This is a genomic window from Lacinutrix jangbogonensis, from assembly GCF_000797445.1.
Classification (GTDB): domain Bacteria; phylum Bacteroidota; class Bacteroidia; order Flavobacteriales; family Flavobacteriaceae; genus Lacinutrix; species Lacinutrix jangbogonensis.
Genome location: NZ_JSWF01000027.1, coordinates 100576 through 113138 on the forward strand (window position 1 = coordinate 100576; position 12563 = coordinate 113138).

7 protein-coding genes are annotated in these 12563 nt (G+C 34.7%); 3 read left to right on the top strand and 4 right to left on the bottom strand.

The genetic code is table 11. The features are described 5' to 3' along the window. The first annotated feature begins 52 nt into the window (after positions 1-52). On the top strand, positions 53-4354 hold the full coding sequence (gene rpoC / locus RH82_RS08940) for a DNA-directed RNA polymerase subunit beta' (RefSeq protein WP_034059987.1): 4302 nt from the start codon (positions 53-55) through the stop codon (positions 4352-4354). A 146-nt stretch (positions 4355-4500) separates the two neighbouring features. Then, complete coding sequence (locus RH82_RS08945; RefSeq protein WP_034059990.1) at positions 4501-4821, top strand: DUF3467 domain-containing protein; 321 nt, start codon at positions 4501-4503, stop codon at positions 4819-4821. A 353-nt stretch (positions 4822-5174) separates the two neighbouring features. On the opposite strand, the gene RH82_RS08950 is transcribed toward RH82_RS08945, so the two are convergent. From RH82_RS08950 to RH82_RS08960, 3 genes are read right to left on the bottom strand one after another with little or no spacing between them, the layout of a single operon-like run. Further along, the gene (locus RH82_RS08950) at positions 5175-7043 is read right to left on the bottom strand and encodes an OmpA family protein (RefSeq protein ID WP_034060032.1); all 1869 of its coding nucleotides are present in this window, start codon (positions 7041-7043) and stop codon (positions 5175-5177) included. A 10-nt stretch (positions 7044-7053) separates the two neighbouring features. Next, entirely contained in the window at positions 7054-7992 is a 939-nt protein-coding gene (locus RH82_RS08955; protein WP_052158282.1) for a PorP/SprF family type IX secretion system membrane protein, read from the bottom strand. Between the two features lie 5 nt (positions 7993-7997). Next, entirely contained in the window at positions 7998-9839 is a 1842-nt protein-coding gene (locus RH82_RS08960; protein ID WP_034059993.1) for a gliding motility-associated C-terminal domain-containing protein, read from the bottom strand. A gap of 313 nt (positions 9840-10152) precedes the next feature. On the opposite strand from RH82_RS08960, the gene RH82_RS18385 reads away from it, so the two are divergent. Beyond that, the gene (locus RH82_RS18385; RefSeq protein ID WP_156112444.1) at positions 10153-10380 is read left to right on the top strand and encodes a hypothetical protein; all 228 of its coding nucleotides are present in this window, start codon (positions 10153-10155) and stop codon (positions 10378-10380) included. Here RH82_RS18385 and RH82_RS08965 read toward each other — a convergent pair. Continuing rightward, entirely contained in the window at positions 10328-12544 is a 2217-nt protein-coding gene (locus RH82_RS08965; protein ID WP_034059995.1) for a hypothetical protein, read from the bottom strand. The two genes, RH82_RS18385 and RH82_RS08965, sit on opposite strands and share 53 nt — an antisense overlap. Positions 12545-12563: the final 19 nt, after the last annotated feature.

Here is a 12563-nt window from a genome sequence, read left to right on the forward strand (position 1 = left end):
CAGTCAGCAGTAAGCGCTGTCGACTGAATATTGAGTACTCAATACTAGAAAAATGGCAAGAAAGCAAGATAAGAATACAGTAAAGAGATTCAACAAAATCTCAATTGGTTTAGCATCACCAGAGTCTATTTTAGCAGAGTCTAGAGGTGAAGTATTAAAGCCAGAAACTATTAATTATCGTACACATAAACCAGAAAGAGATGGTTTATTCTGTGAGCGTATTTTTGGTCCTGTAAAAGACTACGAATGTGCTTGTGGTAAATATAAAAGAATTCGCTACAAAGGTATTGTTTGTGATCGTTGTGGTGTAGAAGTAACAGAAAAGAAAGTACGTCGTGATCGCGTAGGACACATCAACCTTGTTGTACCTGTAGCTCACATTTGGTATTTCCGTTCGTTACCAAACAAAATAGGATATTTATTAGGTTTACCATCTAAGAAATTAGATATGATTATTTACTACGAACGTTATGTAGTAATACAACCAGGTAATGCTAAAAATGAAGAAGGAGAGCCAATTCAAAAAATGGACTTCTTGACCGAAGAAGAGTACCTTAATATTTTAGAAGTACTTCCTCAAGATAATAATTATTTAGAAGATTCAGACCCAAATAAGTTTATAGCTAAAATGGGAGCTGATTGTCTTATCGATTTATTAGCACGTATAGATTTAGATGCTCTATCTTTTGAATTACGTCATAAAGCAAATACAGAAACGTCTAAACAGCGTAAAACGGAAGCTTTAAAACGTCTTCAAGTTGTAGAAGCTTTGCGTGAGTCTAATTTAAATAGAGAGAATCGTCCAGAATGGATGATTTTGAAAGTAGTGCCAATTATCCCACCAGAATTAAGACCTTTAGTGCCTTTAGATGGTGGACGTTTTGCAACTTCAGATTTAAATGATCTATACCGTCGTGTAATTATACGTAACAACCGTCTTAAGAGACTTGTGGAAATTAAAGCTCCAGAAGTAATCTTACGTAACGAGAAACGTATGTTACAAGAATCTGTAGATTCATTATTAGATAACACACGTAAGTCATCTGCTGTAAAAACAGATTCTAATAGACCATTAAAATCTTTATCAGATTCACTTAAAGGTAAGCAAGGACGTTTCCGTCAAAACTTATTAGGTAAGCGTGTCGATTATTCTGCACGTTCGGTAATTGTTGTTGGACCAGAATTAAAGTTATTTGAATGTGGTCTTCCTAAAAATATGGCTGCAGAGCTTTATAAGCCATTCATCATTCGTAAATTAATCGAAAGAGGAATTGTAAAAACTGTAAAGTCAGCTAAGAAAATTATAGACAAGAAAGAGCCAGTGGTTTGGGATATCTTGGAAAACGTTCTTAAAGGACATCCAGTATTACTTAACCGTGCGCCTACGCTTCACCGATTGGGTATACAGGCATTCCAGCCAAAGCTTATTGAAGGTAAAGCAATACAATTACATCCTTTAGCGTGTGCTGCATTTAATGCCGATTTTGATGGTGATCAAATGGCAGTGCATCTACCACTAGGACCAGAAGCGATTTTAGAATGTCAATTATTAATGTTGGCTTCTCATAATATCTTAAACCCAGCAAATGGAGCTCCTGTTACTGTACCATCTCAGGATATGGTACTTGGTCTGTATTATATGACTAAATTACGTACATCAACTGAAGAAGTTGCTGTAAAAGGTGAAGGTTTAACATTCTACTCAGCTGAAGAAGTAAACATTGCATACAATGAGAAGCAAGTCGATTTAAATGCACAAATTAAAGTACGTACAATTGACTTTAACGCAGCAGGAGAATTAGTGCCACAAATTATAGAAACCACTACAGGTCGTGTACTTTTTAATGAAAAAGTACCAGCTGCAGCTGGTTATGTTAATGAAGTATTAACTAAGAAGTCTTTAAGAGATATTATTGGTGAAATATTAAAATTAACAAGTGTACCTGAAACGTCTGCTTTCTTAGATGAAATTAAAACTTTAGGATATTTATTTGCTTTTAAAGGCGGATTATCATTTAGTTTAGGAGATATTATTATCCCACCAGAAAAGCAGTCTATGATTGATGCTGCAAATGCTAAAGTAGATGGTATTAAGGCAAACTATAACATGGGACTTATAACAAACAACGAACGTTATAACCAAGTTATTGATATATGGACTTCTACAAATGCAGAATTGACAGAATTGTCAATGAAACGTATTCGTGAAGACCAACAAGGATTTAATTCAGTATATATGATGCTTGATTCTGGAGCTCGTGGATCTAAAGAACAAATTCGTCAGTTAACCGGAATGCGTGGATTAATGGCTAAGCCTAAGAAATCTACTGCAGGAGGTGGATCGATTATTGAAAATCCAATTCTTTCGAACTTTAAGGAAGGACTTTCAATTTTAGAATACTTTATTTCTACTCACGGTGCACGTAAAGGTCTTGCCGATACAGCACTTAAAACTGCCGATGCAGGTTACTTAACACGTCGTTTGGTTGATGTTTCTCAGGATGTAATTGTAAACAGTGTAGACTGTGGTACATTAAGAGGTGTAGAAGTTTCTGCTCTTAAGAAAAATGATGAAGTTGTAGAGAAATTAGGAGCACGTGTTTTAGGACGTATTGCACTTAATGATGTTTACAATCCATTAACAGAAGAGTTAATAGTTGAAGCAGGAGAATTAATTGAAGATGATATTGCTGCGGCAATACAAGCTTCTCCTCTTGACGTAGTTGAAGTACGTTCACCCTTAAGTTGTGAAGCTAAAAAAGGTATTTGTGCTAAATGTTACGGAAGAAACTTAGCAACTAATAAAATGGTTCAACGTGGTGAAGCTGTTGGTGTTGTAGCAGCTCAATCTATTGGAGAACCGGGGACACAGTTAACACTTCGTACATTCCACGTAGGAGGTATTGCAGGAAACATTTCAGAAGAAAATAATTTCGCAGCTAAATTTGATGGTGTTGCAGAGATTGAAGAACTGAAAACTGTTAAAGGTACAGACAATGAAGGTGAAGAAATAAATATTGTTATTTCTCGTACTTCAGAGTTGAAAATAATTGACAAGAAAACTGGTATTACATTAAGTACAAATAATATCCCTTATGGTTCTACTATATTCGTTAAGGATGGAGATAAACTAAAAATTGGAGATGTTATTTGTCAATGGGATCCATATAACGGTGTAATTATTTCTGAATTTGCAGGAAAAGTGCGATATGAAAATATCGAGCAAGGTGTTACGTATCAAGTTGAAATTGATGAACAAACAGGTTTCCAAGAAAAAGTGATTTCGGAATCTAGAAATAAGAAGATTATACCAACACTTATTGTTGAAGATGCTAAAGGCGAAGCTATTCGTTCTTACAACTTACCAGTAGGTGCGCACATTATGATTGACGATGGAGAGAAAGTTAAGATTGGTAAAGTCTTAGTTAAAATTCCTCGTAAATCTTCTAAAGCAGGTGATATTACAGGTGGTTTACCAAGAGTAACAGAATTATTCGAAGCGCGTAACCCATCTAATCCAGCAGTAGTAAGTGCAATTGATGGTGTTGTGTCTTTCGGGAAAATTAAGAGAGGTAATCGTGAGATTATTATAGAATCTAAATTGGGAGATATTAAGAAATACTTAGTGAAGTTATCGAGTCAGATTCTTGTACAAGAAAACGATTTTGTAAAAGCTGGTATGCCCTTATCTGATGGTTCTATAACGCCAAACGATATCTTAAACATAAAAGGACCTGCAGCTGTACAACAATACTTAGTGAACGAAGTTCAAGAAGTATACCGTTTACAAGGTGTAAAAATTAATGATAAGCATTTCGAGGTTGTTGTAAGACAAATGATGCGTAAAGTGAGAATTATTGACTCTGGAGATACTATCTTCTTAGAAGATCAATTAGCACATAAAGCTGACTTTATCGAAGAAAATGACGCTATTTTTGGTAAAAAAGTAGTAGAAAATGCAGGAGATTCTACAAACTTAAAAGAAGGTCAGTTAATTACTGCTTTTGAACTAAGAGATGAGAATTCTTTATTACGTCGTGAAGATAAAGCATTGGTTGAAGCTAGAGATGTTAAACCAGCAACAGCGACTCCAATACTTCAAGGTATTACGAGAGCATCGTTACAAACTAAATCGTTTATTTCTGCGGCATCGTTCCAGGAAACAACGAAAGTACTTAACGAAGCTGCTGTAGCAGGTAAAATTGATTCTTTAGAAGGTCTTAAGGAAAATGTAATTGTAGGACATAGAATTCCAGCAGGTACAGGAATGCGTTCTTATGAGAAGATTATAGTAGGATCGAAAGAAGAATTCGACCAAATGATGCAAGCAAAACAAGAGGTTAACTACAATTAGTAGTTTTATTTCTGCGCAGGCAGGAATCTCTTAAATTGAAACGATAGTTTTAATATAATATCAAAAAAGTCCTGCTATTACAGCAGGACTTTTTAATTTTAGAGAAAGATTGAAATTCATTTTAAAAAACATAAAAATTACACATTATGGCAGATAATAAAGATAATAAAACTAAACAAGGCCAAATTAATATTGAACTTGATGAAAAAGTAGCGGAAGGTATATATTCTAACCTTGCAATAATTAACCACTCGGTTTCTGAGTTTGTTGTGGATTTTGTAAGTATTATGCCCGGAACTCCTAAAAGCAAAGTCAAATCAAGAATAATATTAACGCCTCAACATGCTAAGCGATTATTAAAAGCTTTAGGCGAAAACGTACAAAGATTTGAAAAAGCACATGGAGAAATTAAGGATTATGAGCAAGCTCCAATTCCATTAAACTTTGGACCAACCGGACAAGCATAAAGTTTAGTCTTTAAGAAGTATTATAAAAAGAGGTTTGTTAGTTTTGCTAATAAGCCTATTTTTTATATTCGCTATTAGATGATCTTTTTTCTACGTCTTCAATTAAGTACGATATTCACTGAGTTTCTAAGTATTCTTGAAAGTTATGGAGTACCACTTGTAGGCTAATGCATTGAGTTTAGGATAGCGACAATAGCGTTATTCCTGTAAACAATGGATTTGGTATTTAGAATTAGATCACGTTTTAAGTAGCGTAATCTAGTCTAAAGAAATATCGAAGTGATTTTATTATGTATTAAAAAAGTTGATGTTATAAGGTTGTGCAATGCCCTAAAAATAGTTGATAGTAATAGCTACTTGATAATAATAAATTCACAACGTCTATTAATGGAATGTTCTTCTTCACTACAGTTTTTTCCACAATCGACTAACAACTGACTTTCACCATAACCAATTGATGATAATCTCTTCTTCTCTATTCCTTTAGAAAGTAGATAGCCCATTGCAGATTTTGCTCTATTATCTGATAAGATCATATTATAGTCGAAAGAACTTCTGTTGTCTGTATGTGCACTAAGCTGTACTTCCATACGAGGATATTTTTTCATTAAATTTACAAGAACGTCTAGTGTTCTGCCACCATCTGGTTTGATGTCCCATTTATCAAGATCGAAATAAATATTTTCTAATTCAATATAGATGTAACCGTCTTCCTTTTCTACTACAATTTCTTCTGCGTCATCGTAAGACTCAATTTCTAATTCAATATTTAATTCTATTCTTCCAGAATCATCCGTTTCAAAACTAATTGAGTTTGGAATATAAAATGGTCTGTGACCTTCTATTTTAAATAAGCCAAATGGACTAACCTTAAATAAATACTTTCCATCTTTACCTACTTTAAACGAATCGATAACTTTATTGTTTTCACCAAGTAGTGTAACCATGGTTTCAGGAAGAAGTTCTTTCGAATTTTTATCTCTTACCGAGCCTTCAACGATTATTTTTCTGTTGTTTTTTACTCTTTTTAAATAATACAGGTGATCTTCTCCTTCTCTGTTGGAAGATAAAAAACCAGTATTTTTTTCTGAATCTACTATATATGCAAAGTCATCTAAATTGCTATTAATTGTGTTTCCAAGATTTAATGGTGTACTCCATTTTTCATCATGGTATTCACACATAAATATATCTAGTCCACCCAATCCTTGTAATCCGTTTGAAGCGAAATACAAGCTACCTTTATTTGAAATAAAAGGAAACTGTTCTAAATGAGGTGTATTAATTGATTCTCCTAAATTTACTGGCTTACCATATTCATGATCGTTAATGTCGACATAGTATATGTCAAAAGAGCCTTTTCCACCAGATATATCACTTGAGAAATAAAGTTTTGTATTATCTTTATTTAGACTTGGGTGCTGTACAGAATATAATTCACTTGAAAAGGGTAGCTCTTGAATGTTTGTCCATTCATCATCAATTGACTCTGCTTTAAATAGTCTGACGGTGGCTATTTTATTGTTTCCAATTTTTACTCGTTTTAGGCTTGTTCTAGAGAAATACAAAGTTTTTCCGTCATTTGTAATAATAGCATTGCTTTCATGAGTTTTCGAATTAACATCTTCATTAAAAGGGATAACATTTTCTAAAGCTCCAGTATCAGAAAAAGTTGCTGAATAAAGATCTAAATAGGGTTTGTCGTTCCAGCTATAGTTCTGATTATTTGTATTTCTTAAGGATGAAAATGCAAGTTTTTCTCCAAAATAAGTAATACCGAAATCACCAGATGTTGAGCCTACGCTAATTTTTTTTAATTCATTGATAAAAGGGTTTGCTAAATTGACTTTACTAATGAATGAGGGTGTATGAATTTTTTTTTTAGTTAAAATGGACATTATCGAATCTGCATTGCCAAGAGCATTTGTTGCGTATAGTGCGTGTGCATATTTAAAGTAAATATCATTTGAATTTAAAGGTTGAGATGAGATGACTTTTGAATAGTTTGCTACTGCTTTATCCATAATAGAATTATAGTAGTATGCGTCACCTAAATTTATTAGTAAACTATCTTCTGTAATTTTTAATTCTTCATAAAGCTCTGCTGCTTGTACATAAGAATGATTTGCGAATAGTTTATTAGCTTTTTTAAGTTTTGCATTTTGGGAATGCGCTACTTGATAAATGCATAACAGGAAAATAAATATTTTTAATATTCTCATAATAAATGTTTTAAAAGAATCTTGGGGATTTATCATAACCACCGCCAAATTTAGAGAGGTCTAATAACAACATAATTTCATGCGAACCCGAATTAAAATTGCCTAAATTAGAAATTGTATAATCATAGGCATAGCCTATTCTGATGGACTTGGATGCTTGAAAATTCGCCAAACCACTAATTCCATCTCCAAATCTGTAACCAACACCAAACTCTACAAGATTGTTAATTAGTACATTTGCAGTTAAATCTAATGTTAAAGCCGCTCCGTTTACTCCAATGGCCATGAAAGCAGGTTTTAGTTTTAAGTTTTTATTTAAATTGAAAATGTAGCCACCAGTTAAAAACATGTGTAATTCTTCGCTAGCAGTTGAAACAACACCACTACTTTCATTAATATATTTTGACTTTAATAAATTGGGTGCTGAAAAGCCTAAATAGTAATGGTCTGAAAAATAAAATGCGCCAACTCCTAGGTTTGGAAAGGTTCTAGTAAAATTCTCTGCAAAAGTTGGATCCGGTAATGGATCAGAATATACAAAACCATCAAAATTCGTAGAATAAAAAGATAGCCCAGCTTTAACACCAAAAGATAAATTTGATTTATCGTTAACTGGTATAACATAAGCAATATCAGCAAATAGGTTAGTGTTTTGGACTACATCACCAATTTGATCATGAAATATTGAAATACCGCCTTCTAATCTATCGGTTATAGTGGAGTGGGCAAAGAATGTTGCTGTCGAAGGCGCTCCAACTGCTCCAACCCATTGAGATCTATAAAGTAATCCAAAGTTTATAGCCTCGTTGTTGTTAGTGGCATATCCAGGGTTAACAATACTCATGTTATACATATACTGGGTATAATGAGGATCTTGCTGACTATAGCTAGAAAAAACACTTCCTATCAGAAATAAAAAAACGGTTAATATGTTATTTTTAATCAGCATTTATTTTACATGTTTAAATATACTCGACCTTGAAGAGGTTCTTGATTATCATCATTAAATTCTAAAATAAAGAAATAGACACCTGCAGGAACGGTTGAGTTTCCAAAACGAGAACTCGTATTTGATACTCCATCCCATTCAGGTGTGTTAAGGTCTCCACTGTAAAGTTTATTACCATATCGATTATAAATAGTCAATTTGAAATTAGGATATAATTCCTTTAAATTTTTAATTTGAAATGTGTCGTTTATAGTATCTCCGTTTGGAGAGAATCCATCGGGAATTATCAAATCATCTTGGCAGACTGTCAATTCTACCGTAACAATTAACCTGTTTATACTTGGGCAATTTTGAAAAGTCATCATAGATGCAAAATATGTTTCTCCATCAATTAGATATGAATTTGGTGGTAATACATTTCCGTCTTCATACCTGTCATACCAAATTATGTCATCACTGTTAATAATATTGTTAGAGAGGTCTTCAATGGTTGGTTCATCGTTGATACAAAAAACATTTCCTTGATTTATTAGAATTGGTGTTATACTTTCATAAACTTCAAACGTAATAGGAATAATTAAAGATGCATCTGCATCACAATTACTAGATTCAGAAATAACATCAGTAATGGTCAACTCATATTCTCCAGTAATAGTCAACACATCGGCTAAAATTATGAATGTGCCTTCGCCATCAATTATTTCGACTAGCACTGAATCTGTAAAGCTATCATCAGCTGTTATATTATAAATTATTACATAATTACCGTTTTCAAGGGAACTAGCATTGATAACGTTTACTGTGAGATCTTCTCCTTTACATATATTATTAACACTTATTTCTAAATCTATGATATTAGGTAATTCTAAAAAGAAAACTATAACTTCAGCTGAATCAAATAAACTACATTCTGGAATGCTAATAGAATACGTATATGTTCCTGGTATATCAATAGTAGGATCAAAAACACCAGTAGTACTATTAAGAGCAGGCGACCATGTGCCACCAGTATCAGGAGAACCACCTAAACTGTCAAATAAATCATAGGTATTGTTGTCATCTTCACAAATTTCCAGATTACCATCGTCACCAGCAATAGGTGGGATAGGGAAGGAGACCGTTATTGAAGCCGAAGCATCACTGCAAACAGGATTAGAAGTAGCAACCGTATAGGTATAAGTTCCAGGGGCATCAATAGTAGGATCAAAAAGACCAGTATTACTATTTAGAGTAGGTAGCCATGTACCACCAGCATCAGGAGAACCGCCTAAATTATTAAATAAGTCGTATGTATTAGTATCATCTTCACAAATGTCCAGACTACCATCGCTACCAGCAACAGGAGGAATACTAAAAGAAACAGTTATTGAAGCCGAGGCATCACTACAAACTGGATCAGAAGTAGCGACAGTATAGGTGTAAATTCCCGGTGTATCAATAGTAGGGTCAAAAATACCAGTAGTACTATTAAGAGCAGGTGACCATGTTCCACCAGCATCAGGAGAACCACCTAAATTGTTAAATAAATCATAGGAATTGGTGTCACCTTCACAAATGTCCAGACTTCCATCGCTACCAGCAACAGGAGGAATACTAAAAGAGACTATTACCGAAGCCGAAGCATCACTGCAAGCAGGATTAGAAGTAGAGACTGTATAGATATATGTTCCCGGTGGATCAATACTAGGATCAAAAATACCAGTAGTACTATTTAGAGTAGGCAACCATGTTCCACCAGCATCAGGAGAACCACCTAAATTATTAAATAGGTCGTATGTATTAGTTTCATCTTCACAAATATCTAGACTTCCATTGCTACCAGCAACAGGCGGAATACTAAAAGACACGGTTACCGAAGCCGAAGCATCACCGCAAGCAGAATCAGATGTAGAGATTGTATAAATATAAGTTCCATGTGAATCAATAGTAGAATCAAAAATGCCAGTAGTACTGCTAAGAGCAGGTGACCATATTCCACCAGCATCAGGAGAACCACCTAAATTGTTAAATAAATCATAGATATTAGTATCATGTTCACAAATCTCCAGACTTCCATCGCTACCAGCAACAGGTGGAATACTAAAAGAGACTGTTACCGAAGCCGAAGCATCACTGCAAGCAGGATTAGAAGAGGTGATCGTATAGGTATAAATTCCCGGTGTGTCAATATTAGGGTCAAAAATACCATTAGTACTATTTAGAGTAGGGAACCATGTTCCACCTAGATTAGGAGAACCGCCTAAATTATTAAATAGGTCATGGGTATTGGTATCATCTTCACAAATGTCTAGACTACCATCGCTACCAGCAACAGGAGGAATATTAAAAGAGACTATTACCGAAGCCGAAGCATCACTACAAGCAGGATTAGAAGTAGCAACAGTATAGGTATAAGTTCCTGGTGTATCAATAGTAGGATCAAAAAACCAGTAGTACTATTAAGAGCAGGTGACCATGTTCCACCAGCATCAGGAGAACCACCTAAATTGTTAAATAAATCATAGGAATTGGTGTCACCTTCACAAATGTCCAGACTTCCATCGCTACCAGCAACAGGAGGAATACTAAAAGAGACTATTACCGAAGCCGAAGCATCATTGCAAGCAGGATTAGAAGTAGAGACTGTATAGATATATGTTCCCGGTGGATCAATACTAGGATCAAAAATACCAGTAGTACTATTTAGAGTAGGCAACCATGTTCCACCAGCATCAGGAGAACCACCTAAATTATTAAATAGGTCGTATGTATTAGTTTCATCTTCACAAATATCTAGACTTCCATTGCTACCAGCAACAGGCGGAATACTAAAAGACACGGTTACCGAAGCCGAAGCGTCACTACAAGCAGGATTAGAAGTAGCAACAGTATAGGTATAAGTTCCTGGTGTATCAATAGTAGGGTCAAAAAGACCAGTAGTACTATTTAGAGTAGGGAACCATGTACCACCTAGATTAGGAGAACCACCTAAATTATTAAATAATTCGTATGTATTAGTATCATCTTCACAAATATCTAGACTTCCATTGCTACCAGCAACAGGAGGAATACTAAAAGATACTGTTACCGAAGCCAAAGCATCACTACAAACAGGACTAGAAGAGGTGACCGTATAGGTATAAATTCCCGGTGTATCAATAGTAGGATCAAAAAGACCAGTAGTACTATTTAGAGTAGGCAACCATGTGCCACCAGCATCAGGAGAACCACCTAAATTGTTAAATAAATCATACGAATTGGTGTCATCTTCACAAATGTCTAGACTGCCATCGCTACCAGCAACAGGAGGAATATTAAAAGAGACTATTACCGAAGCCGAAGCGTTACTACAAGCAGGATTAGAAGTAGCAACAGTATAGGTATAAGTTCCTGGTGTATCAATAGTAGGATCGAAAAGACCAGTAGTACTATTTAGAGTAGGGAACCATGTACCACCTAGATTAGGAGAACCGTCTAAATTATTAAATAGGTCATAGATATTAGTATCGTCTTCACAAATGTCCAGACTACCATCGCTACCAGCAACAGGTGGAATACTAAAGGAGACTATTACCGAGGCCGAGGCATCATTACAAATAGGATCAGAAGTAACAACCGTATAGGTATAAGTTCCCGGTGAGTCAACATTAGGATCAAAAAGACCAGTAGTACTATTAAGAGCAGGTAGCCATGTGCCACCAGCATCAGGAGAACTACCTAAATTATTAAATAAGTCGTATGTATTGTTGTCATCTTCACAAATTTCCAGATTACCATCAGAGCCAGCCGAATTTTGATTTATTAATTCTACAAAGACTTCTAACCTGTTAGAATTTTCACATGGAGGATCTGAAGAAGTTGCAAAGTAACTCTGCTCATTTATTAATGACGTACTAGGATCTAAAGGAATAGCAGATGAATTTGAAGAGTACCATTGTATGTTATTGCCGGTTCCTACTAAATCTGATACTATTGGAAGATTTAAATCTGTAATAACACAAAAACGCTGTATAGCATTACCTGTTGGTAAAGGAACAAAACCCACATTGACTAGGACTGATAATCTCGATGTTCTACAGCCTGATACTGGGTTGGATTGGTCTGCATAATAGATAGTAGTATCTATTATAATTGAATTAGGATTTAATGCTGTACCACCTGTTGGAGTTAAATACCATTGAATATCATTTCCTGATACTACAAGATCTGAAATGGTAGCTTCATTTAGGGCTTCTACACAAACTCCTTGAAAGTTTAAACCTATAGGAGGTCCAATAATATTTACAATAACACCTTCTCTAATACCACAACCTCCAGTGTTATCGTCAGCAAAATAATCTTCACCATTAATAAGAAAAGAAGAATTATTAAGTGGGATTACTGAATTGACGGTGTCATACCAAACAATACCTCCGCTATTATCAAAAGCTTGCAAATCAGAAACAAGAAGTGATTCTACATCACAAAAATTTTGAGTAGTATTAACAATCGTAGGACATTGAGCATAGGAAAATAATATATTTCCTAAAAGTGCAAATACGACAACAACAAAAAACGTTTTGGGTTTCGTCATTAGTTTGGGTCTAACACCA